The organism is Hydrophilobacter chitinilyticus, assembly GCF_049860745.1.
Taxonomy (GTDB): domain Bacteria; phylum Pseudomonadota; class Gammaproteobacteria; order Burkholderiales; family Burkholderiaceae_C; genus Rhodoferax_B.
Map to the genome: position 1 here is coordinate 4061476 of NZ_CP187561.1, position 23586 is coordinate 4085061.

Here is a 23586-nt window from a genome sequence, read left to right on the forward strand (position 1 = left end):
ATCGCCTTGCCTCGTATCCTGCTCCTGGAAGACGACCCGGCCATCGCCAAAACCGTGGTCTACGCCATCGAGCGCGCGGGCTTGAACGTCACGCATTGCCTGCTGGTCAGCGACGCGCTGCGGCAACTCGAGATTGCTTCGTTCGACGCCCTGGTGCTCGACGTCGGCCTGCCCGATGGCAGCGGGCTTGATGTGTGCCGACACGTGCGCGCCAACGCCGCTTTGCAACATCTGCCGGTGCTGATGCTCAGCGCCCACGGCGAAGAAATCGACCGCGTGCTGGGCCTGGAACTGGGTGCCGACGACTACGTCACCAAACCCTTCAGCCCACGCGAACTGGTGGCGCGCATTCGCGGCTTGCTGCGCCGCGCACAGCCACCGGCCAGCAGCGCATCCACCACGCCAGGCTTGGCGGGCTTCACCCTCGACGTAGAGGGTCAGCGCGCCAGTTGGCAGGGCCAGCCGCTGGTGCTCACCCGTCGCGAATTTGGCTTGCTGGCCGAGTTGCTACGCCAGCCCGGCCGCATCCGCAGCCGCGATGCACTGCTGGCCGCCGTGTGGGGCAACGATTCTGAAAGCACCGACCGCACGGTCGACACCCACATCAAAACCCTGCGCGCCAAGCTACAACGCATCACGCCGCAGCGCGACCCGATTGCCACGCACCGTGGCCTGGGATATGCGATCGACGCGATAGACATCACCCCGTAGATGCGCCTCGGCCTTCGCATCCTGTTCGGCTTCTTCCTCATCACCGGCCTGGCCGGGGTGTTTGTGCTGCGCATCTTTGTGGCCGAAGTCAAACCCAGCGTGCGCGAGGTGATGGAAGACATGATGGTCGATACGGCCAACATCCTGGCCGAGCTGGCGGTAGACGACTTGCGCGCCGGCACCATGCCGCAAGGCCGCTTCGCCGAACAGGTGGCGGCCTACGCACGCCGCCCCATCGACGCGCGCATCTGGGGGCTGGACAAACAGTCGCTTGACTTCCGTGTCTACGTGACCGACATCACCGGCAAGGTCGTGTTCGACTCCACGCAACGCGCCTTGGGCCAAGACTATTCGCAGTGGCGCGACGTGGCCCGCACGCTGCGCGGCGAGTACGGCGCGCGCGCCACGCGCGAGGTCTACTCCGACGACCGCAGTTCGGTGCTCTACGTGGCAGCCCCCGTCAACGCCGATGGCAAGGTGATCGGCGTGTTGACAGTGGCCAAACCCGTGGCCACGGTGCAGGCCTTCATCGACCGCGCCGAGCACAAGATTTTGGTCAGCGGCTTGTGGCTGCTGGCGATCTCGGCCGCCGTGGGGGGGGCCGTCACGCTGTGGGTGGTCGCCAGTGTGCGCCGCCTGCGCCGCTATGCGAATGCAATGGAGGCTGGCAAAAAGCTGCCTCTGCCCAACATGCCCGGCGAACTGGGCGAGTTGGCCCAAGCCATGCAGGCCATGCGCATCCGCGTGGAAGGCCGTGAGTACATCGAAGCCTATGTGCGGGCCCTCACCCACGAACTCAAAAGCCCATTGGCCGCTATTCGCGGCGCGGGCGAGTTGCTGCAAGAGCCACTGCCCGAGGCCGACCGGCAAGAGTTCACCGCCGATGTGCTGGCGCAAACCCAGCGGCTGCAGTTGCTGGTCGACCGCCTGCTGGAACTCAGCAAGCTGGAGCAACGCCAGGAATTGCTCGACCCGCAAAAGCTGCGCCTGGGTGATTTTCTGGCATCGTTTGTGGCGCGGGCGCGCGGCGAACGGCCCCATGTGAACCTGCTGCTCGCGGCTGCGAGCGACCACGCCGAATGCCGCATCGAGCCCGACCTGCTGACGCTGGCCCTGAACAACCTCATCGACAACGCCGCCGCCTTTGCCCCCGCTGGCAGCCCCATCAAGCTGCGCGTTGTGGGCCACAACATCGTCGTGCAAGACCTCGGCCCCGGCGTGCCCGACTACGCTTTGCCCAAGCTCGGCCAGAAGTTCTTTTCCACCGTGCGGCCCGATGGCGTGAGCAAGGGCTCGGGCCTGGGCTTGGCCATCGTGCAGCAGGTGATGGCCCTGCACGGCGGCCACATGGCTGTGCTGAACACCGCGCCGGGTTTGCAGGTGACCCTGCAATTTCCTGGCTGATTTCAGGCTCATCACCCGAACTTCACACCGACTTCACAGACTTCACGCTCACCTCACTCTGGCCTTGCATTCTTCGCCCCATGTTCAAACAGGAGGTGAAGAAGATGAAGTTCAAAACAAAGGGCCTAGGCAAAATCGCTGGGCTGTTCGTCGTGCTGATGTTGCTGCTGTGGGGCTTGGGCCAGATCACCGACCTGGTGCACGAGCGGCAAAACACACGCCAAGAGGCCGTCGCCAGCGTGGCGCAAAGTTTGGCGGGCAGCCAGACGCTGCTGGGCCCGCTGGTGCACCAAACCTGCACCGAAGAATGGACGGAAGGCCGTGGCCGAGACGTGACCACCCAACGCCGCGACTTTGAGCGCGTGGCGGCCCCCAGCAGTCTGGAAGTCAACGGCAACAGCGCGCTCGAGTCCCGCGCGCGCGGCATCCATGCCACCCAGCTGTTCACACTCAAAGCCCACCTTGTCGCCCGTTGGCACGACCTGGAAACGGTGGACAACGACCGCCCCCGGCAAGCCGGGGCAAAGGTCACTTGCACCTCGCCCTACCTGATGCTCGCGGTGTCGGACGCCCGTGGCATTCGCCAAGCTGAGGTGTCGGTCAACGGGGCCGCGCAGAAAGTGTTGGCCGGCACACAACACCCGGCCTACCCACGCGGTGTGATGGTGAAGTTGCCCGAGAAGACCAACCTGGACGCACCGCTGGCCGCCGAGATTGACCTTGAACTGATAGGCACCGAAAGCCTGCACATCGTGCCGCTGGGCCAAACCGCGCAAATCAATTTGACGTCGAATTGGCCACACCCCAGCTTCTATGGCCAGTTCTTGCCGTCGGAACGCAAGATCACCGAGGCAGGGTTCGAAGCTTCATGGCGCGTGTCGTCACTCGCCAGCACCGTGCGCCAAGCGGTGGCCAACCAGGGCCGCTTTTGCACGGGCAGCAACGCCAGCAACGGCCCAAGGTCTGAGCGCGCCTATGAGGCGGTGGAGGTAGCGGCTGCAACGGTTGCCACGGTTGATGCACCGCGCGGCGCAAGCCCGTGTATCGAGACCGTAGCGGTCGCTTTCATTGACCCGATCAACACTTATTCGCTGTCCGACCGCGCCACCAAATACGGCTTGTTGTTCATCGCCCTCACCTTTGTGGCCGTGGGTATGTTTGAGTTCATGCGCAACCTGCGTGTACACCCGGTGCAGTACTTTTTGGTGGGCGCTGCCATCAGCATCTTCTTCTTGCTGCTGGTGAGTCTGGCCGAGCACCTGGCGTTCAATGTGGCCTACGGCATTGCGGCCAGTGCCTGCGTGCTGCTGCTCACTTACTACGCCAGCCACATGCTGCACAGTTGGCGCCGTGGCCTGCCGTTTGGCACGGGCATTGCCATGCTCTACGGCATGTTGTTTGTGCTGTTGCAGTTGGAACAGACCGCGCTGGTGGTGGGCGCCACAGCGCTGTTCACCGTGCTGGCTGTCGTGATGTGGGTGACGCGCAACTTCGACTGGTATGGGCAACCGTCGCGTGACGAAGAAACACCTACGACTCCACATGCAGCACCACATGATTGAAGACGTGATTTGCCTGCACGCGGGCCTGTTCAACCGGCGCTGGGGCTTCGCCCTGGCCGCCGTTGCGCTGTTCTGCATCGAAGTGGCCATTGCCCGCTACGCCCCACCGGGCTGGCTGCGCGGCTTTGTCGGCGATGTGTTGGTGGTGCTGCTGGTGTGGAGTGTGTTCGGCGGGTTGGGCCGCGCCCGTTGGCCAGCCTCGCGCCTGGCGCTGGCAGCGCTGTTGTTCGCTTGTGCGATTGAAGTGCTGCAGGCGTTTGGCTTGGTCGATCTTTTGGGCTTGCACGACGCCACACCACTGCACCGCGTGCTGCGCATCGCGCTCGGCGCCACGTTTGATCCATGGGATTTCGTCGCTTACACCTGCGGTTGGGGGCTATGCCACGCCGCACTGCGGCTCTGTCGTTTCGCAGTGGGGGCGCCAAACACGGGTCAAAATGGGCCATTCTTATTTGGCTGGAAATGACACGATGCAAACGCTTGAAGTTCTAAAACTCGCCGCCTTCTCTGACGGCCACACGGGTGGTAACCCAGCGGGCGTGGTGCTGGCAGAAGCGCTTCCCGTTGATACTGAGATGCAACGTATCGCGGCCGAGGTCGGCTTTTCAGAAACCGCTTTTGCGGCCCCGACGGCCGACGGCTGGCGCGTGCGCTACTTCTCGCCAGAAACAGAAGTGCCGTTTTGTGGCCACGCCACCATTGCGCTCGGTGCCGCGCTGGCCAAGAGACACGGAGACGGTGTATTTGCCCTCACCCTCAACCAGGCCAACATCACCGTTGAAGGCCGGCGCAGCGGCGACTTGGTCAACGCCGCACTGCAGTCACCGCTCACACGCAGTCAACCCGCCCCGGACATGCTGGTGGCCGAGGCATTGGCTTTGTTTGGCTACACCGCCGCCGACCTGGACACGCGCATTCCCCCCGCGCTGGCACACGGTGGCGCCGACCATCTGGTGCTGGCGCTCAAAACCCGCGCGGCGCTGGCCGCAATGCAATACGACCTAGGCGTTGGCCGCACATGGATGCAACGGGCCGGCTTGGTCACTGTTTTGTTGGCGTTCGTGGAGTCAGACGTGCGCTTTCACACGCGCAACGCTTTTGCTTCGGGCGGCGTATTGGAAGACCCGGCCACGGGTGCGGCCACGGCCGCTTTCGCCGGCTACTTGCGCGACATCGCCTGGCCGCACGGCGGGGCCATTGAAATCGTGCAAGGGGAGGACATGGGCATGCGTTCGTTACTGCATGCGGAGATCGGGCCCATGGTCGGCAGCTCGATCCGCGTGTCGGGAACAGCGCGCTTCATGTAAGGCGATCCACGCGCATCGCGTGGACGCTTAAGTTTTACTTGCCGACCAACTCGTTGAGCTTGGCCGCCTCGAAACACTCTTTGCGGGCGGCATCACCAGGCACGCAGTCGCCGCTGTCTCGCAGGGTCGAGAGCTTTTCAATCGCTTGCCACAACATGGCAATCTGGTGGTCTTGCGCAGAGGCGCTGTCGATCAGGCCGCGCATGGCCTGGCTCAGCGGGTCGTCGTCGGGCGTCACGCCGTAGGCCGAGAAACTGCGTTGCGCCATGGCGGCATCGCCCACCTGCGCATCGCCGGTTTTCGGCATGATGATGCGCGCGGGAATGCCCACGGCCGTGGCGCCCGCAGGCACGGGTTTGATGACCACGGCATTCGAGCCGATCTTGGCACCGTCGCCCACTGTAAAGCCGCCGAGCACTTTGGCTCCGGCACTCACCACCACGTCTTTACCCAACGTGGGGTGGCGTTTCGCGCCTTTGTAGAGCGAGGTGCCGCCCAGCGTCACCCCCTGGTAGATGGTGCAGCCGTCGCCAATTTCGGCGGTCTCGCCCACCACCACGCCCATGGCGTGGTCGAAGAACACACGCTCGCCAATCTTGGCACCGGGGTGGATCTCGATGCCCGTGAGCCACCGGCCTTGGTGCGAGATGAAACGCCCCAGCCATTTCAGACCATGGTTCCAACACCAGTGCGCGCGCCGGTGCAGCCACAAGGCATGCAGACCGGGGTAACAGGTCAACACCTCCCATGTCGTTCGGGCGGCCGGGTCGCGGTCAAGAATGCACTGGATATCGGAGCGGAGACGGGAAAACATGCGCGCAGTCTAGTCGTTTGCGGGAGGGGTTGCTTTGTCCCCACTGACAGATGTGGGGACCTTCGCAGCAGTGAACTGCATGGCTTTGGCGATGCCGCGCAGGATGTGGATTTCATCTTGCGTGGGCTGCGCGCGGTTGAACAATTGCGTCAACCGGGGCATCAACTTTTTCGGCGCGGCCGGGTCGAGAAAGCCCACTGCCACCAGCGCTTGCTCCAGGTGCGCCAGCATGCCGTTCAACTGCCGCGCGTCGGCTTGCACCGCCGGTGCAATGCCGTTGGCCACGTCATAACCGCCCAGCGCCAGGCGCCATTCGTAGGCGATCAACTGTACGGCAGCACCTAAATTCAGCGAGCCGAAGTTCGGGTTGGTGGGAATGCTTAAAGCGACATGGCAGCGGTAGACGTCTTCGTTGGCCATGCCGTAGCGCTCGGAACCGAAGAGGAACGCAATGCCTTCTGGCAAACCGGCGATTTGAGCAGTCGTTTGAGCCAAATCGGCCTCTGACGCATGTTGTGATTGCGCAGGCAGCTCTCCTTTTAATAGCAACTCAAAATGCTCGCGCGGTGACCTCGTGGGTGGGCCAAAGTCGCGCGGGATCATCGCCGTGGCGCACAGGTGGCTCATGCCGTCGAGCGCTTCGTCCAGGGTTTCAACGATGCGGGCGTTGTCCAGCACGTCCAGCGCACCACTCGCGCGCTGAATGGTTTCCTGGCGGCGCAGCACATTCGCCCAGCGCGGGCCCACCAGCACCAAATCTTGAAACCCCATGGTCTTCATGGCGCGGGCGGTGGCGCCCACATTGCCGGCGTGGCTGGTGTTGATCAGGATAAAACGGGTTTGCATCGACGGGGTTCTAGGGCTGTAATGGAGCAGTGTGCACGGGCATAAAACCGGGGCGGTACACAAAAAAGGGCTAAGCGGTTAAAATCGAGGGCTATTGTCGCTGCCCGCATCGCCTGGCGTCGTCCTTCCTGTTCTTCACTACAACTTATGTCGTCTTTAAACCTGCACCCCATGCTTAATGTGGCCGTCAAGGCTGCTCGCGCCGCTGGCGCCATCATCAATCGCGCCGCCCTTGACGTGGAGGCCGTGCGAATTTCGCAGAAGCAGGTTAACGACTTCGTCACCGAAGTCGATCAGGCGGCAGAACAGGTCATCATCGAAACGCTGCTCACGGCCTACCCCGGCCACGGCATCCTGGCTGAAGAGTCGGGCACCGAGCACGGCGCCAAAGACTCCGAATACGTCTGGATCATCGATCCTCTGGATGGCACCACCAACTTCATCCACGGCTTTCCGTACTACTGCGTCAGCATTGCGCTGGCCGTCAAAGGCCGTCTGGAACAGGCCGTCATTTACGACCCCACGCGCAACGACTTGTTTACGGCCACCAAGGGCCGTGGCGCCTATTTGAACGAGCGCCGCATCCGCGTTTCCAAGCGCGTGCGTCTGCAAGAGTGCTTGTTGTCCACCGGCTTCCCTTTCCGCCCGGGCGACAACTTCAAAAACTACCTGGGCATGATGGCCGACATCATGCCGCGCACTGCCGGCCTGCGCCGCCCCGGTGCTGCAGCCTTGGACCTGGCTTACGTGGCCGCCGGTTACTCCGACGGTTTCTTTGAAGCCGGCCTGAACCCCTGGGACATGGCCGCCGGCGCACTGTTGATCACCGAAGCGGGTGGTCTGGTGGGCAACTTCACTGGTGAAGCCGATTTTCTGGAACAAAAAGAATGCCTGGCCGCCAACCCGCGTCTGTACAGCCAATTGGTGTCGATCTTCGGCAAGTACAGCAAGTTTGCAACCGCCGGTGAAAAGGCCAGCTTGCGCCAGGCCGGTAACGCGGTAGACAACGTGGCCGACGAGTCCGCCGCTGAAGACGCTGCCCCGGCTGACGACAGCGCCAGCGACGCAGCACCAGCCGCCGCCGCAGAATCACGCGGCACCTTGCGCCGCCAACCGCGCCAGCAGAGTTAAGCGCACCGCCGCTGGAGGAAGCTTCAGCGGCGTTAGTAAAAAACCCGCGTTCGTCATGAAGGCGGGTTTTTTATTGGGCGACTCCGTTCAGTGCAACTCAGTCGTCGGTGTACTTCTGCGCAATGTCGTAGAAGTCATTCGACACCTCAAAAAACGCGTCCAGCATTTCCGGGTCAAAGTGGCTGCCGCGCCCCTTGCGCATGATGTCGCAAGACACCTCGTGGCTGAACGGCGGCTTGTAGACGCGCTTGCTGATCAGCGCGTCGTACACGTCGGCAATGGCCATCAGCCGGGCCGAGATCGGAATTGCGTCGCCCACCAAACCTTCCGGGTAGCCCGAGCCATCCCACTTCTCCTGGTGGCTGTAGGCGATTTCTTTGGCCAGCGTCAAAAACTCCACCTCCATCCCCAGCCGCTTTTCTGCGTCTTCAATCGCATTGCGGCCCAGCGTGGTGTGGGTCTTCATGATCTCGAACTCTTCAGGCGTGAGCTTGCCGGGTTTGAGCAAAATGTTGTCGGGAATGCCAATCTTGCCGATGTCGTGCAACGGGGCCGATTTGTAGAGCAACTCGATGTTGCGGTCGGTCAAAAACGCTTTGAAGCGCGGCAGCCCACGCAGGGCCTCGGCCAGGCGGCGCACGTACAACTGGGTGCGCCGAATGTGGTTGCCGGTTTCGTTGTCACGCGTCTCGGCCAGTGAAGCCATGGCCATGATGGTCACGTCCTGAATGGCCTGCACTTCCAGCGTGCGTTTGGCCACCTCTTCTTCGAGAAAGGCACTTTTGTCGCGCAGAAAATCGGCGCTGGCTTTCAGCGCCAAATGGGTTTCCACCCGCGCCAGCAAAATCGGTGGACTCACGGGTTTGGTGATGTAGTCGGCCGCGCCGAGCGCCAAGCCTTGGGTTTCGTCGTCGACCTCGGACTTGGCGGTCAAGAAGATGACCGGGATGTCGCGCGTCAATGGGTCGGCCTTGAGGCGGCGGCAAACCTCATAACCGTCGATGTCCGGCATCATGATGTCGAGCAGGATCAGGTCGGGTGCGGGGTCGGTGGCGGCAATGCGCAGCCCACGCTCACCGTGGTTCGCCACCTTCACGCGGTAGCGGTCCTTCAGCAGCGAGCTCATCAGCGCCAGATTGTCCGGAGTGTCATCCACCACCAGCACTGTCACTTCCGACTTACGGTTCAAAGCGGCAACATTGTCCATGCATGCGTTTTCAAAAGACCCATCACCCGCGAACGCGACGCGATCGCAAGGACAACGATAACCGGAAATGGCGCATTCGCAACAAGTTGTAGCAGTTTGTGCGGCTTGCACACCACGCCGCGGTGCGCCTCAGCCGTTGTTGAACCACCCAACGCTTCACACCAATTAAGCCTAGCCAAGCCAATTACCCCGCAACATCGTTGAAAATCAGCCACCGTCGGTGCGAGAGCTGTTCTCCACCGCCTGCCAATGGCCACACACCCTTAATGCAATCAGAGACCGCCCCTCACACCGCCGCTACCGCTGCCGCCCCGTCCGCAGCCCCTTCAGCCTCGTCTACCGATTTTTCGGCCCACACGCCGATGATGGCGCAGTACCTCAACCTGAAAGCCGGCTATCCCGATACGCTGGTCTTCTACCGCATGGGCGACTTCTACGAGCTGTTTTGGGCCGACGCCGAAAAGGCCGCCGCCTTGCTCGACATCACCCTGACGCGGCGCGGCCAGTCGGCTGGCCAGCCGGTGGTGATGTGCGGCATTCCGTTCCACGCGCTGGAAGGGTACCTGGCAAAACTCATTCGCCTGGGTGAATCGGTAGCCATTTGTGAGCAGACCGGCGAGGTCACCGGCAAGGGCCCTGTCGAGCGCAAAGTGGTGCGCGTGGTGACGCCCGGTACCTTGACCGACGCTGAACTGCTGGCCGACAAAACCGAATCCATCTTGCTAGCCGTGCACCAAGGCCCGCGCAACACCTGCGGCCTGGCCTGGCTGAGCCTGACACAGGGCGAACTGCACTTGGGCGAGTGCGCTGGCGACGAGTTGGAAGCCTGGGTGCAGCGCATCGCACCGGCCGAGTTGTTGATGAGTTCTGACGCCACCGGCAGCTTCACCCAGCGCCTCAAAGCACTGGTGCGCGCGGGCGGCACGGGCGTGGCCATGTGCACCGCCACGCGTCCCGGTTGGACGTTTGACAGCGCACTCGGCTTGCGCAAACTGTTAGAACAATTACATGCCGCCTCACTTGCGGCCTGGGGCGCCGAGTCGCTACCGCAAGCGCACGCCGCTGCCGCCGCTTTGCTGACCTACGCCGAGCACACGCAGGGCCGCGCTTTGTCGCACGTACAAAGCCTGCGCGTGCAGCGCAACGACGCCGGCATCGACCTGCCACTGTCTACGCGCCGCAACCTGGAGTTGACGCAAACCCTGCGCGGCGAAGACAGCCCCACACTGTTTTCGCTGCTCGACACCTGCATGACCAGCATGGGCAGCCGCACCCTGAAGCGCTGGCTGCTAGAGCCGCAACGCGACCGCAGCGATGCCAGCGCGCGCCTGCAAGCCATCCGTGTGTTGCGTGAAGCCCAAGGCGCTGGTGGTTGGCAAAAGCTGCGCGAACAGCTCAAGGGTTGCAGCGATGTCGAGCGCATCACCGCCCGCGTGGCGCTGCGCCAAGTGCGTCCGCGCGAGCTGGTGGCACTGGCGCAAACACTACAAAAAACAGAGCTTCTTGCGCCCGTCCTACCTGCGCAAACGGCACTTTTGACGCATATCGCGGGGCAGATGCTGCCACCGCCCGGCTGCGTCTCGCTACTGACCCAGGCCATCATGCCCGAGCCCGCTGCGCTGGTACGCGATGGCGGCGTCATCGCCACCGGCTTCGATGCCGAGCTGGATGAGCTGCGCGCCATCCAGACCAACTGCGACGACTTTCTGCTGGCACTTGAAACGCGCGAAAAAGCGCGCACCGGCATCGCCAATCTGCGCGTGCAGTTCAACCGCGTGCACGGTTTCTACATCGAGGTGACGCAAGGCCAGCTCGACAAGGTGCCCGACGACTACCGCCGCCGCCAAACGCTGAAGAACGCCGAGCGCTTCATCACGCCCGAACTGAAGACCTTTGAAGACAAAGCACTCTCGGCCCAGGAGCGTGCCCTGGCGCGCGAGAAGTGGCTGTTTGAACAAGTACTCGATGCGCTGCAAGCCTTTGTGGCTCCGCTCACCAGCCTGGCGCACGCATTGGCCACGCTGGATGCGCTGTGTGCCTTGGCCGAACGCTCGCTCACCCTCGACTGGTGCGCGCCGCAGTTTGCCAAAGAGCCTTGCATCGAGATCGAACGTGGCCGCCACCCGGTGGTGGAAGCGCGCCTGGCAGAGACCGCCAACACCAGTTTCATCGCCAACGACACCCGCCTAGGCCCCCGCCAGCGCATGCAGATCATCACCGGCCCCAACATGGGCGGTAAGTCGACCTACATGCGCCAGGTGGCCATCATCGTGCTGCTGGCCAGCATGGGTAGCTATGTGCCGGCGACGAGTTGCCGCCTCGGCCCCATCGACGCCATCCACACCCGTATTGGCGCGGCTGATGACTTGGCCAACGCCCAATCGACCTTCATGATGGAGATGACCGAGGCCGCGCAAATTCTGCACAGCGCCACGCCCCACAGCCTGGTGCTGATGGACGAAATCGGCCGTGGCACCTCGACCTTCGACGGCCTGGCCTTGGCGTCGGGCATTGCCGCACAACTGCACGACAAGACCCAGGCCTTCAGCCTGTTTGCCACGCACTACTTCGAGCTGACCGACTTTCCGGCCAAACACCATGCCGCCATCAACGTGCACGTGAGCGCGGCCGAGTCGGGCAGCGAGATCGTGTTCTTGCACGAGATCCAGGCCGGCCCCGCCAGCCGCAGCTACGGGATCCACGTGGCGCGCTTGGCCGGCATGCCCACCGCCGTGCTGAACCACGCACGCCACGCGCTCGAAGCGCTGGAGTCGCGGGCCGACGAAAGCCGTGCGCAAGTCGACCTGTTTGCCCCGCCGCCGGCCAGCGCCACACAAGGCCCCGGCCCCTTAGAATCGGCGCTGAACGCCATCCAGCCGGATAGCCTCACGCCGCGCGAAGCCCTCGATGCGCTCTACAGCCTGAAGAAACTCGCGCAGCGCGAGCAGGCTTGAAGCCGCATCACCCCAGCCCAAAACGAGAACTAACGAGGCCATCAACATGACTTACTGCGTCGCTCTCAAACTCAACGCCGGACTGGTGTTTCTCTCGGACTCGCGCACCAACGCCGGGCTTGACCAGGTCAGCACCTTCCGCAAGATGATCGTCTACGAGCGCCCCGGCGACCGTTTCATGGTACTGCTGTCGGCGGGCAACCTGAGCATCTCGCAGTCGGTGCGTGAACTGCTGCAGGTTGAAGTACTGCAGGAGACCGATACCTCCGAGCCGCTGACCATCTGGAACGCCAAGAGCATGTTCGACGCCGCACGTGTGCTCGGCTCGGCCGTACGCCACGTGTACGACCGCGACGCGGCCTCTCTCAAAGCCGCAGGCGTGGACTTCAACGTGTCGATGATTTTGGGCGGGCAGATCGCTGGCGAAGGCATGCGCCTGTTCCAGGTCTACTCGGCGGGCAACTTCATTGAAGCGACGACAGAAACGCCCTACTTCCAGATCGGCGAATCAAAATACGGCAAGCCCGTGCTCGACCGCGTGCTGCACCCTGACACCCCGCTGGACGAAGCCGCCAAGTGCGCACTGGTGTCCATGGACTCCACGCTCAAGTCCAACCTGTCGGTCGGCCTGCCGCTGGACCTGGTGGTGTATGAGGCCAACAGCTTTCGCACCGACAAGATCGTCTGCATCGACGAAAACAACCCCTACTTTCGTATGCTGCACAACACCTGGGGTCAGAAGCTGCGCGAAGCGTTTGACGACATCGAGCAACCGCAATGGGGCGAAGGCCCGGCGGCAGAACCGCTGATGGTGGCCAGCGGGCGCGGCAAGCCGCTGCGCAAGATCACTGCGCCCAACGAGCGTTTGATTTGAGTACCCGCGCGGCGGCGGCGAGCCAAGACAAAGAGGCGCTACCGCTGATCGTTTTCTCGCACGCCAACAGCTTTCCTGCGGCCACGTACCGCGTGTTGTTTGCCGAGTTGCGGCAGCGCGGCTTCGAGGTGGCAGCGCTCGACAAGTTTGGCCACGACCCGGCCCTGCCCGTCACCAACAACTGGCCGCACCTGGTGCAGCAGTTGGCCGACTTTGCGGAAGAACAGGTTGCACAACACGGCGGCCCGGTCTTCCTGGTCGGCCATTCACTCGGCGGCTTTTTGAGTTTGATGACTGCTGCGCGCCACCCCACGCTCGCACGCGGCGTGTTGATGATCGACTCGCCCGTGCTCGGCGGTTGGCGCGCCGGTGCGCTCGGTGTGGTGAAACGTACGCCGCTGGTGGGCTCGATCACGCCCGGCAAAGTCAGCCGCCGCCGGCGCAACCGCTGGCCCGACGTGGACACGGCGTTTGAACACTTCCGCCACAAAAAAGCCTTCGCAGCGTGGGATGAACGTGTGCTGCGCGACTACGTGGAACACGGCATGCATGACGAAGACGGCCAACGCGTGCTGAGCTTCGACCGCGACGTCGAGACCGCCATCTACAACACCCTGCCGAACAACCTCGACCGACTGCTGCGCACCCACCCGCTGCAATGCCCTGCAGCCTTTATCGGCGGCACGCAATCGGAAGAAATGCGCCAGGTGGGCATGGCCCTGACACACAAGGTGGTGGGCGGTGACGGCGTGATGCCAGGCCGCATCAGCATGCTCGATGGCAGCCATTTGTTCCCGATGGAAAAGCCCATGGCCACGGCGGCGGCCATTGAGGCCGCGTTGCGGAATTTGCTGGGCTGACCGGTCAGCAGCAGCTCTCCGACGCTTACGCGGTTTACCCAGCGATAGCTTCGAAGCGCTGCACCAGATTGCGCCCCTTCTGCTTGGCTTTGTAGAGTGCCTTGTCCGCGCTGTTCAGCAGTTGCTCAAACGACTGCCCGCGCGCCAACGTTGCCACGCCGATGCTCACCGTGAACGGCACCAAAGTCCCGGCATCGTCTTCAACGCGCAGATGTTGCGCTTCAATGCGCAGCGATTCGGCCAGCACCTCGGCGTTGGCGCCACTGGTTTCCGGCAGGATGATGACAAACTCTTCGCCGCCCAGACGCGCCACAGTGTCCACACCCTGGCGCACCCGCAGCCGACAGGTGTCGGCCACGGCGCAGATCACGCGGTCGCCTACCAGGTGGCCCCAGTTGTCATTCACACTCTTGAAGGAGTCGATGTCGACCATCAACACCGACAACGGATGCTCAAAACGCGCCGTGCGTTTGCACTCCTTGGCGCCCACTTCCATCAAGGTGCGGCGGTTGGCCAGACCCGTGAGTGAGTCGGTGGAGGCCAGCAGTTCCAACGCGGTGTTCAGGCTTTGCAGCAGGCTGTTCTGTTCGGCCAGCTTGCGGTTGATTTCCGCAATCTCGTCTTCTTTGCGTTTGCGGTCGTCGATGTTGAAGGTCACGCCGATGAAGCGTTGACCCGGCAGGTCAGCGCCGCCATCCATGATGCGTCCGTAGTTGGCAAACCAGATCCATCCGCCGTTTTTGGCCAGCAACCTGAACTCGCAGCGGTACTGCTGCGTTTTGCCAGAGAAAACATCTGCCAAGGCGGCCTTGGTGGCATCCACGTCGTCCGGGTGTACCAACTGGAGTGTGTTTGCCACCAGCGCGGGAATTTCCTCGTCGGCATAACCCAGCTCCCGAAAAATCTTCAACGCTTTGCGGGTGACATCACCCGTGAGGAGGTTGTTCTCCCACAGGTCGAGCCCGGCCGCCTCGAGCGCCAGTTCCAGGCGCTCTTTGTTGAGATCTTTTTCGTCCATGGACGTGGCCCGCAGCGGCTTACAGTGCAGGCATCGCGCCTGCGTAGCCAATGCTGCGCAGCAACGCGGCAAACGACGCCACGACGCCCGGCGTGTTGTACAGCGCAGGCACGGTGCTCACCTGGATCACGCTCACCATCTGCCCGGTGCTCTTGCCGGTGGTCGCATCAAAGTACAGCGCCAAATCGTCGCTGGCGTTGGAAAAGCCGCGGCCAGTGCTTTCGGAGTAATAACAAATCGAATCCGGCGCAATGATGTCGGGCACCGCACTTTGGTTCGAGTACATGATGAGGTTCTCATTCATGTTGTAGATGGTGTGGGTTTCGGTGCTCTGCGTGGGGTCGGGGTTGTTGTCGAGCTGGATCACCCCCGCATCGAGCGACGCTGCCGTGGTCGACTGGCTGATGGCGGTGATGTAGAAATTGCGCACGCTGACCGAGGCGGTGCGTCCCGTCAGATAGGCGATTTGCTCGGCCACCGCATCGGACGATGGCGTCTGCGATGCCTCCAGCAGGAACTGCCCCAGCGCCCAGACCTGCGACAAGGTGCCAGGGATGTAGGAGCCTGTCAAAGCGCAACCATTGCCGGGGTTCGAAGGCCACAACGCAATGCCTGAAAAGCCGCCAAAACCCTGCAACACGCCGCCCGCCATCTTCTCCATCTGCGCAGCCGTGGGCGAGCTCAGCAAAGCCGACTCCATCGTGCTCACGTCGGTCACATCGGTGGCCAGAGCGCAGGGGCTCACGGGCAAGGCGCTGACGCCGGCAAACGTGGTTTGCGGCAACTCGGGCACGGCGCGCCCTGCACCGTCACCGTCCACCACCCACAGATTGGCGGATGGCACCGTGGCTGCCAGCAGCGGCACCAGTGAGTTGATGGCGCCAATTTCGATAGGGATCACGCATCCCGCCGTATAGCCCGTACCGGACTTCAGCAAGCCCAAAGTGTTGACAACAGAGTTTTGGATATCGGCCAGCGTGAGGTTGTCGCCCGCATCGGGCGAACCCATCATGGCGACGACGCAACCGCTGGTGTCGCCGTCGTAAGGCTTTACCGTGATGCTGCCAGCCCAGCCGCTGTCGGCCAGTTGTTGCAAGATGGAAACGGCATCACGGTAGCTGCCGCCGCCCCCGCTGGCCATGACCGCGGCGCCCGCGGCGATATATTCGAGATCGGCAAGTCCATAACTGCTAGAAGACATTGAATTCCTAGTCGTGATGCAAAGAACGTTCCGGCGCCAAGTCTGGCACAAAATGTAACGATGACCCTAAACCCGAGTTGTTTCGCCGAATTTATATTTAGTTTGACGCTTTGGCGGCGATCATCGAGACCATCGATTTGCCACTTCTGGAACTGATACATGCAGGGAAACAAACCCACGGTCGCCCCCTACAACGTGATGCGTTGGCTCGGGCAGGCGCTGGGTCGGCACCCTCGCGTGGTCGGCGTGTTGTGTGGCTACACGCTGGCGCTGGCCGTCATCGCCAGCCTCGCTTTTGTGGCATTGGAGCTACAGGTCAAGGACGTCAAAGCGGGCCACGCGCAGGTCCTGCTCAGGATGCAGGCCCTTCAGGACGACGTGGGCAACCTGCTGACGGAGCTGAATACCTCATACCCGTCCGACTGCACACCTGAAAACCTGAACCAACTGCGCAGCCTACTGTTCAGCCACCGCTATGCGCGCGACATCGGTTTGCTGGATACACAGCGTCGGCAGTTCTGCAGCACCAGTTTGGGGCAACTGGAAGTGTCGGAGGAGCAAAGGCAAGGCGGCATCGACGGTTCGATTGGCCGCTACCACTTGAAAGCCGAAATACGGCTGGCAAAAAACACCTTCCGCAGCACACTGGTGGAACGCGGCCGCTTCATCGTCACCATGGACGACAAGCCAGCGCAGGACGTGTTTTCGCAGTACAGCGACGCCGTCTGGGCCGGCGCAGGCCAACAGCGGCGCCAGGTCTTCAAAAGCGCTGAAGACAATCTGACGAATGACCCACTCCCCGCCGATACAGCGTCCTTGCACGTGCTGTGGCGCAGCGCGGTGCTGCTAGTGAGCACGACCAAACCCGGCGTCAGCCCGATCTCGGTGCAGTCGATCATCAAACCCGCTGATCTATACGACAACCAATATGAAATCCTGGCCGGCGCGGTGGGCCTGTTTTTGCTGTTGGCCTTCCTGACCAGTGAGGCCGTCACGCAGCGTTGCCGCTACTTCCAGTCGATGGACTACCGCATCCACCACATGTGTACACCGTCGGGCGTGGTCTGCCACTACCAGCCGATCTTGGACTTGACCACTGGCGAAGTCGTAGGTTGCGAGGTGCTCGCCCGCCTGATGGACCAGGACCAAATCATGTACCCCGACCGCTTCATTCCGGCTCTCAACCGGCAGGGACTGAACTGGACATTCGACCGCTTGGTGAGCGGCCGGGCTCTCCGAGAACTGGCGGCCGCCTTGCCCGCGCAGCAGAACTTCGTGGTGGCGCTCAATTTCTTTCCGCAAAACCTCAAGCGTGATGCAATCCACACCCACTTGAAAGCGGCCCAGGAGGCGCTGGGGCGCAGCGATATCCACATCGAACTCGAAGTCACCGAGTACGACTTTGCGCCTGAGATCCTGCCCGAGTTGCGCCGCTTGAAGGCGAGTGGATTCTCCATCTCGATTGACGATTTCGGCACCGGCTATTCCAACCTCGGCATGGTCAAACGCATGGCGCCCGACCGCTTGAAAATCGACCGCTCGTTTGTCTATGAAATGGAAGACGCGACGCTGCGCTCCAGCCTGATTCCCGAGATCATGGCCATCGCCGAAGCCGTGGGCAGCAAGGTGATTGCAGAAGGCATTGAAACCGCCGAACAGGCCTCCAGCCTGCGCGCGCTGGGCGTACAGTACGGGCAGGGGTATCACTTTGCACGACCACTGCCGCTAGACGAATTCATACGTTATCTGCGCGACCGCACCATCACGGCCAGCCCATCCACATCGGCGGGATCGGCTTAGAAAGCCCACACAACGTCGGGGCAACATCCGCCCCCATAACCAAGCCGTGCCATGATTTCGCCTTCTGAATCCACACTAGGAGAACCCGATGCGCCGTCTGACCGCGAACGACTTCCCACAAGAACTGCTGGAGCTTTACGACTACTACGTACACGGCCGAATTTCACGGCGTGACTTTGTGGACCGGGCCGGCAAGTTTGCCGTGGGCGGCATGACGGGGGCGGCCGTACTGGCCTCGCTAAGCCCCAACTACGCGCTGGCCCAGCAAGTCTCGTTCACCGATCCTGACATCGTGGCCGACTACATCACCTACCCCTCGCCCAACGGCCACGGCAAGGTGCGCGGCTACCTGGTGCGCCCGGCCAAAACCACTGGCAAGCTGCCGGCCGTGGTGGTGGTGCATGAGAACCGAGGCCTAAACCCCTACATCGAAGACGTAGCGCGCCGCACAGCCAAGGCCGGTTTTGTGGCGCTGGCGCCGGACGGCTTGAGCTCTGTGGGCGGCTACCCCGGCAACGATGACAAAGGCCGCGAATTGCAGGCGCAAGTCGATCCAAAGAAATTGATGAACGACTTCTTTGCGGCCATTGAGTTCTTGATGCGCCACGACGCCAGCACCGGCAAGGTGGGGATCACCGGTTTTTGTTATGGCGGGGGCGTCGCCAATGCCGCCGCGGTCGCTTACCCGGAACTGGGCGCCGCCGTGCCTTTTTACGGACGGCAAGCATCGGCTGAAGATGTCGCCCGCATCAAGGCGCCCCTGTTGCTGCACTACGCCGCACTGGACACTGGGATCAACAACGGTTGGCCGGCCTACGAAACAGCGCTGAAGGCCAACGGCAAGAACTTTGAGGCCTACATCTACCCCGGCACGAACCACGGTTTCCACAACGACTCGACGCCGCGCTACGACGAGCCGGCCGCCAAATTGGCCTGGGATCGCACCATCAAGTGGTTCCAGCGCTACCTGGCGTAGTGCTGTAGCGCCCGGGTACGGGGACAGGTTCCCCGCATAAGTTCACATTTGCGCCACGATCTATTGCCGCTGGAAGTTCAAACTTGCGCCATCCCGTTTGAACTTCCCTTCAGGAGCAGATCATGGCCCATCAGCACACCACACATTCAGCCCCCGCCAACAACGCCCGCCCCATGGTGGGCCCGGCGATGTTGCTCGAGGTATCTCACCTGCAGCACGGTAGCGGCTCCACCCGCTATAGCGCAGCAGAGATCCAAAAGAGCGCCGACCAGGATTTGGTTCGGCTCTTGGCCGCCACCACACTGTGTGGCTTGGGCCTGCTGATCCTCGCGCTGATCCGCTGATACGGTGATCCACGTTTGCAGCCTCTTGAGTTTGCACCTACGACGAGATCACCATGCCTTCAAAACTTGAAAACCTCAACGAAACCAAAGATGGCGCGCGCTTCTTGATGGAGGGGGATTGTTTGGGCACCCACATCACCGTGGTGACGGCATACGACGGCAACTACGACGACTGGCCCTACCACGTGTACCTGCAGACCGGAGAAAGTCCGCGTCAACGGCTCACCACGCGCCCCACCACACGCCGAGGCGCCACCAAGATCAGCGCCTTCGAGCAAGGTCTGCTGTTAGCCATCAACGCGCTGACGCGGGCGCCGAAAACGGCAGCCACAGCGACAACGAAAAAAGCGCCCCCAGCGCCGAACGCGCGCCCGCCATTTGTGGACGTGGGGACTCAGGCGCCAACGCATGTTGGCGCTCAAGCACTGATGGCGCTAGGCTAAGGTGCGCACGCTGGGTTCGCGATCCCATTGGCGGTTTTTTGCCGATTGAATGAACGCAGCGACATCTGTAGCAGCCACCACACCTGCATCGGGCGCCACGCCCGCTTTTTGCAACAAGGTTTGAGCGCCTGCGTCCATACAAATCGCCTTTAAGTGACCAAACGCGTCGCGCACAAAATCGACCGCCGCTGCCTCGCGCGTCAACGCCTCACCAGCCTCTTTTGACAACAGCACCGCCACCGCATCAAACACCACCGAAGGGGTGCCTGCAAGCTGGCCGTCCACCACAAGTTTGCTGCCATCGTGCAGTGCCACTTCGCCAATCTTCGGCGCCACAATCTTCACCGTAGCACCCGCTTTGACTGCAGCGGTTTTGATCGCCTTCACGGCGCGCGCATCACTTCCTGCGTGCACCAAAATGCCCACGCAGCGCCCCTCAAGCGTGGCCTTCATCTTGCCGATGATTTGCAAGGCGGGCGATAAGTCCATGTCCAACACCGGCGCTGCAGCCTGGGGTGCGGGCGGCAAGCTGGACATGGCCAAACCATCGGCCACGCGTTGCGCCAGGTCTTCGTCGATATAACGCAAATGCCCCACCACGGCTTCGCGCACGTGGGGCGTTTCAACCTTCGACAATTCAAACACCAAGGCCGAGGCGATGTGCGCTTGCTCGGGCGCCGTTTGGCTGCGGAAGAACAAGCGTGCCTGGCTATAGTGGTCGGCAAAGGTTTCCGAGCGCACACGCCCGCGCTGGCCCGCCTCGTCGGCCGCAAACGAACGAAAGCCTTGCGGCGTTTCGCGCGGGGTGGCGGGAGCACCGTTGCGGTCCAAAGAACTCGGCTCGTAAGCCACCCGGCCCACGGGCACCTGCGTGCTCATATGGCCGTCACGCTGGTGGTTGGCAAACGGGCACTTCGGCGCGTTGATCGGCAACTGGTGAAAGTTGGGCGAGCCCAGCCGCGAGAGCTGGGTATCAAGGTAAGAAAACAGCCGCCCCTGCAGCAAGGGATCATTCGAAAAATCGATCCCCGGCACCAGGTGTGACGGGCAAAACGCTACCTGTTCCGTCTCGGCAAAAAAGTTGTCCGGCCAGCGGTCGAGCACCATGCGGCCCACCACCTTCAGCGGCACCAGTTCTTCGGGGATCAGCTTGGTCGGGTCGAGGTGATCGAACGGAAATGCCGCCGCTTCTTCTTCGGTGAATAGCTGCACCGCAAACTCCCACTCGGGAAAAGCGCCAGATTGGATCGCCTCAAAAAGATCACGCCGATGAAAGTCTGGGTCGGCACCGGCGAGCTTCACGGTCTCGTCCCACACGGTGGACTGCAAGCCCAGCTTGGGCCGCCAATGAAACTTCACGAAGGTGGATTTACCGTCCGCATTCACCAGCCGAAAGCTGTGCACACCAAAGCCTTCAATCATGCGCAGCGAGCGCGGCAAGGTGCGGTCGGACATGATCCACATCACCATGTGCATGGACTCTGGTGTGAGCGAGATGTAGTCCCAAAAGGTGTCGTGCGCGCTGGCCGATTGTGGAAAGCCCCGGTCCGGCTCCATCTTGACCGCGTGAATCAAATCAGGGAACTTGATCGCGTCTTGAATGAAGAACACCGGCACGTTGTTGCCCACCAGATCCCAGTTGCCTTCCTTGCTGTAGAACTTGACCGCAAAGCCGCGCACGTCGCGCGGTGTGTCCACCGAACCCGCGCCGCCCGCCACGGTGGAGATGCGCGTGAACACCGGCGTGCGTTCGCCAACCTCCGTCAAGATCTTCGCCGTGGTGAAGTCCGCCAACGAGGCCGTCAATTCAAAAAAGCCGTGCGCGGCCGTACCACGCGCGTGGACGATGCGCTCGGGAATGCGCTCGTGGTCAAAGTGCGTGATCTTCTCGCGCAGGATGAAGTCTTCGAGCAAGGTCGGGCCGCGCGGCTGCGCGCGCAAAGAGTTCTGGTTGTCGGAGATCGGCGTGCCTTGGTTAGTGGTGAGCGCCGGGTGGTGGCCCACCATGACCTGGTGCAGTTCGCCGCCGGTGCCGGTCTGCTCTGTGCCCTTGACCGTCGACGTGGATGCGCCGCTCTTTTTAGAGGCTGCGCGAGAAGGTGCGCGAGGAGGGTCTTTGCGCTTGGCAGTCATGTTGTGCTCCGGTGGGGTGTTGGTTGGGGTGTTTTAGCGTCGTTCATCGTGACGCCTCAACCCCTAACCCATTGCGAGCACACCGGCTCATCCGCTGTAGGACTAGTGCGTCCGTCTGGCTCGTCCAACCACTTACCAAGGTTTTATTTCACACAAGCTTTCTTTTTTTGCATCCAAGCTTGAAACCACCCCGTATTGGCTTCAATCGCAGCGCTTCCGCTTGCGATCAAACCCAACGGAGACCCTCATGTCCTCAGCTCAAATTTCCCGAAAGCTCGCTTCCTTCAGTCTTGTGGTAGCGATGTCTGCAGCCTCTGTTGCAGCCATGGCCGCCGATGTGATGGTGGGCGGCGCGCCCATGCTGCCCAGCAAAGACATCATCGACAACGCCGTCAACTCCAAGGACCACACCACCCTGGTGGCTGCCGTCAAGGCTGCGGGCTTGGTCGACACACTCAAAGGCCCAGGCCCGTTCACTGTGTTTGCGCCCACCAATGCAGCCTTTGCCGCCCTGCCCGCTGGCACGGTAGACACGCTGCTGAAACCCGAGAACAAACCCATGCTCACCAAGGTGCTGACCTACCACGTGGTAGCCGGCAAATGGGACGCGGCCGCCATCAGCAAGATGATCAAAGACGGCAACGGCATGGCCACCATCAAGACGGTGAGCGGTGGCACCTTGACCGCCAAGAGCAGCGGCATGGGTGTGACGCTCACCGATGAAAAAGGCGGCACAGCCAAAGTCACCATCGCAGACGTCTACCAGTCGAACGGCGTGATCCACGTGGTCGACAAGGTGCTTCTGCCCAACTAAATCGAACTGATGCAACGGCGCTCCACAGCGCCGTTTTTCATTGGCATTCGCTCAGCAACCCAAGAGGTTTCCGAGCCCGAGATCACGCCCCTCACGGGGCGCGTAGTGGAGGGGTGTGGCGCGAATTTAAATGCTCGTCAACGCACCCTGTAGGTTTTTTGTGTTGTCACCCGCCGCGCTTTGTCGCGGCACTCAAGGAGTCACCATGTCTACAGAATCCAAGTTGATCGATATGCTGCAAACCCGGGCCAAGAAATTGGAAGACCGACGCCAGTTCTTCAGAAAAGGCAGCGCCATTGGCGCAGGCATGGTGGGGGGCATGATCCTCACCGCGTGCGGCGGCGGTGGCGACAGCGCACTTGCGCAGCAAAGCACGGGCCCCACCGATGTGGAGATTTTGAACTTTGCGTTGAACCTCGAATACCTGGAGGCGCAGTTCTACCAGTACGCCGTGTTTGGTACGGGCCTGCCCGCCAACATGCTCACCGGTACGGGCACACAAGGTAGCGTGGTGGGTGGGCATGCCGTCATCTTCAGCGACCCGGTGGTGGCGCAGTACGCCAAAGAAATTGCGCTGGATGAGATTGCCCACGTGGCCTTTTTGCGCAAGGCTTTGGGCAGCGCCGCCGTGGCCCAGCCACAGATCGACGTGGGCGGAACCGACCCGAATGGCGCGTTCTCCACCGCTGCGCGCGCTGCTGGTTTGGTCGGGCCGGGCGTAGCTTTTGATCCCTACGCCAGCGATGAAAACTTTCTTCTCGGCGCCTTCATTTTTGAAGACGTGGGCGTCACGGCGTACAAGGGCGCAGCCCCGCTCATCACCAACAAAACCTACCTTGAGGCTGCAGCCGGCATCTTGTCGGCCGAGGCCTACCACGCGGGTTTGGTGCGCACGGTGCTGTACTCCAAAGGCTTGGCGACCCCAGTGCTGCGCACGGCGGCGGATGCGATCTCCAACGCACGCGATTCACTCGACGGCACCACCGATGTCGACCAAGGCATCACCGGCAGCAACGGCGCCTCCAACATCGTGCCGCTGGACGCCGATGGCATCGCCTACAGCCGCTCACCTGGTGACGTGCTGAACATCGTCTACCTCAACAGCGGTGCGGTGTCCAAGGGCGGCTTCTTCCCTTTGGGGATGAATGGCAACCTGGTGATGAGCAGCGCCTTGGCGTAGGCCAGCA

Annotated in this window: 21 protein-coding genes; 15 read left to right on the forward strand and 6 right to left on the reverse strand. The window is 62.1% G+C overall.

Annotated elements, in window-relative coordinates; genetic code table 11:
• The 5 genes from creB to ACPWMG_RS18040 all read left to right on the forward strand — a co-directional run bounded on the left by creB (nt 1) and on the right by ACPWMG_RS18040 (nt 4984).
• Nucleotides 1–711: a two-component system response regulator CreB gene (creB, locus tag ACPWMG_RS18020; protein WP_483305284.1), complete on the forward strand. Its 711-nt coding sequence runs from the start codon at nt 1–3 to the stop codon at nt 709–711.
• Entirely contained in the window at nt 712–2115 is a 1404-nt protein-coding gene (gene creC, locus ACPWMG_RS18025; RefSeq protein ID WP_483300858.1) for a two-component system sensor histidine kinase CreC, read from the forward strand.
• A 104-nt stretch (nt 2116–2219) separates the two neighbouring features.
• Nucleotides 2220–3677, forward strand: coding sequence for a cell envelope integrity protein CreD (creD, locus tag ACPWMG_RS18030; RefSeq protein ID WP_483300859.1), 1458 nt, complete (start codon nt 2220–2222; stop codon nt 3675–3677).
• Nucleotides 3658–4143: a DUF2809 domain-containing protein gene (locus ACPWMG_RS18035; protein WP_483300860.1), complete on the forward strand. Its 486-nt coding sequence runs from the start codon at nt 3658–3660 to the stop codon at nt 4141–4143. Before creD ends, ACPWMG_RS18035 begins: the two co-directional genes overlap by 20 nt.
• A 4-nt stretch (nt 4144–4147) precedes the next feature.
• Complete coding sequence (locus tag ACPWMG_RS18040; protein ID WP_483300861.1) at nt 4148–4984, forward strand: PhzF family phenazine biosynthesis protein; 837 nt, start codon at nt 4148–4150, stop codon at nt 4982–4984.
• Between the two features lie 34 nt (nt 4985–5018).
• Here the strand turns inward: ACPWMG_RS18040 and cysE are convergent, their stop codons facing one another.
• Nucleotides 5019–5798 (reverse strand): serine O-acetyltransferase, encoded by a 780-nt coding sequence (gene cysE / locus ACPWMG_RS18045; RefSeq protein ID WP_483300862.1) that lies wholly within the window; start codon nt 5796–5798, stop codon nt 5019–5021.
• Nucleotides 5799–5807: 9 nt separating this feature from the next.
• Nucleotides 5808–6644, reverse strand: a complete 837-nt coding sequence (locus ACPWMG_RS18050; RefSeq protein WP_483300863.1) for an RNA methyltransferase — start codon at nt 6642–6644, stop codon at nt 5808–5810.
• Nucleotides 6645–6791: 147 nt separating this feature from the next.
• Here ACPWMG_RS18050 and ACPWMG_RS18055 point away from each other — a divergent pair, with 147 nt between their 5' ends.
• The gene (locus ACPWMG_RS18055; protein ID WP_483300864.1) at nt 6792–7775 is read left to right on the forward strand and encodes an inositol monophosphatase family protein; all 984 of its coding nucleotides are present in this window, start codon (nt 6792–6794) and stop codon (nt 7773–7775) included.
• 97 nt (nt 7776–7872) lie between these two features.
• Here ACPWMG_RS18055 and ACPWMG_RS18060 read toward each other — a convergent pair whose 3' ends face one another.
• A complete protein-coding gene (locus tag ACPWMG_RS18060) occupies nt 7873–8982 on the reverse strand; it encodes a response regulator (RefSeq protein WP_483300865.1) in 1110 nt (369 codons plus the stop codon).
• A 362-nt stretch (nt 8983–9344) separates the two neighbouring features.
• Here ACPWMG_RS18060 and mutS point away from each other — a divergent pair, with 362 nt between their 5' ends.
• Genes mutS through ACPWMG_RS18075 form a run of 3 tightly spaced genes read left to right on the forward strand, consistent with a single transcriptional unit; the run spans nt 9345 to nt 13670 of the window.
• A complete protein-coding gene (mutS, locus tag ACPWMG_RS18065; protein ID WP_483305285.1) occupies nt 9345–11936 on the forward strand; it encodes a DNA mismatch repair protein MutS in 2592 nt (863 codons plus the stop codon).
• Between the two features lie 46 nt (nt 11937–11982).
• Nucleotides 11983–12810: a proteasome-type protease gene (locus ACPWMG_RS18070; RefSeq protein ID WP_483300866.1), complete on the forward strand. Its 828-nt coding sequence runs from the start codon at nt 11983–11985 to the stop codon at nt 12808–12810.
• Nucleotides 12807–13670 carry an alpha/beta hydrolase gene (locus tag ACPWMG_RS18075; RefSeq protein ID WP_483300867.1) on the forward strand — a complete coding sequence of 288 codons (864 nt, stop codon included), beginning with the start codon at nt 12807–12809 and terminating at the stop codon, nt 13668–13670. Before ACPWMG_RS18070 ends, ACPWMG_RS18075 begins: the two co-directional genes overlap by 4 nt.
• Nucleotides 13671–13704: 34 nt before the next feature.
• Here ACPWMG_RS18075 and ACPWMG_RS18080 read toward each other — a convergent pair whose 3' ends face one another.
• Both ACPWMG_RS18080 and ACPWMG_RS18085 read right to left on the reverse strand, forming a co-directional pair.
• Nucleotides 13705–14688, reverse strand: a complete 984-nt coding sequence (locus ACPWMG_RS18080) for a sensor domain-containing diguanylate cyclase (RefSeq protein WP_483300868.1) — start codon at nt 14686–14688, stop codon at nt 13705–13707.
• Nucleotides 14689–14707: 19 nt separating this feature from the next.
• A complete protein-coding gene (locus ACPWMG_RS18085; protein WP_483300869.1) occupies nt 14708–15889 on the reverse strand; it encodes an S-methyl thiohydantoin desulfurase domain-containing protein in 1182 nt (393 codons plus the stop codon).
• 159 nt (nt 15890–16048) lie between these two features.
• On the opposite strand from ACPWMG_RS18085, the gene ACPWMG_RS18090 reads away from it, so the two are divergent.
• The 4 genes from ACPWMG_RS18090 to ACPWMG_RS18105 all read left to right on the forward strand — a co-directional run bounded on the left by ACPWMG_RS18090 (nt 16049) and on the right by ACPWMG_RS18105 (nt 19452).
• On the forward strand, nt 16049–17689 hold the full coding sequence (locus tag ACPWMG_RS18090) for an EAL domain-containing protein (protein WP_483300870.1): 1641 nt from the start codon (nt 16049–16051) through the stop codon (nt 17687–17689).
• Between the two features lie 88 nt (nt 17690–17777).
• Nucleotides 17778–18665, forward strand: a complete 888-nt coding sequence (yghX, locus tag ACPWMG_RS18095) for a YghX family hydrolase (RefSeq protein ID WP_483300871.1) — start codon at nt 17778–17780, stop codon at nt 18663–18665.
• 122 nt (nt 18666–18787) lie between these two features.
• Nucleotides 18788–19009 (forward strand): hypothetical protein, encoded by a 222-nt coding sequence (locus ACPWMG_RS18100; protein WP_483300872.1) that lies wholly within the window; start codon nt 18788–18790, stop codon nt 19007–19009.
• A 53-nt stretch (nt 19010–19062) separates the two neighbouring features.
• Nucleotides 19063–19452: a hypothetical protein gene (locus tag ACPWMG_RS18105; RefSeq protein WP_483300873.1), complete on the forward strand. Its 390-nt coding sequence runs from the start codon at nt 19063–19065 to the stop codon at nt 19450–19452.
• Here ACPWMG_RS18105 and ACPWMG_RS18110 read toward each other — a convergent pair.
• Entirely contained in the window at nt 19444–21585 is a 2142-nt protein-coding gene (locus tag ACPWMG_RS18110) for a catalase (protein WP_483300874.1), read from the reverse strand. The two genes, ACPWMG_RS18105 and ACPWMG_RS18110, sit on opposite strands and share 9 nt — an antisense overlap.
• Before the next feature lie 247 nt (nt 21586–21832).
• Here ACPWMG_RS18110 and ACPWMG_RS18115 point away from each other — a divergent pair, with 247 nt between their 5' ends.
• Nucleotides 21833–22399 (forward strand): fasciclin domain-containing protein, encoded by a 567-nt coding sequence (locus ACPWMG_RS18115; RefSeq protein WP_483300875.1) that lies wholly within the window; start codon nt 21833–21835, stop codon nt 22397–22399.
• A 205-nt stretch (nt 22400–22604) separates the two neighbouring features.
• A complete protein-coding gene (locus ACPWMG_RS18120; RefSeq protein ID WP_483300876.1) occupies nt 22605–23579 on the forward strand; it encodes a ferritin-like domain-containing protein in 975 nt (324 codons plus the stop codon).
• Nucleotides 23580–23586: the final 7 nt, after the last annotated feature.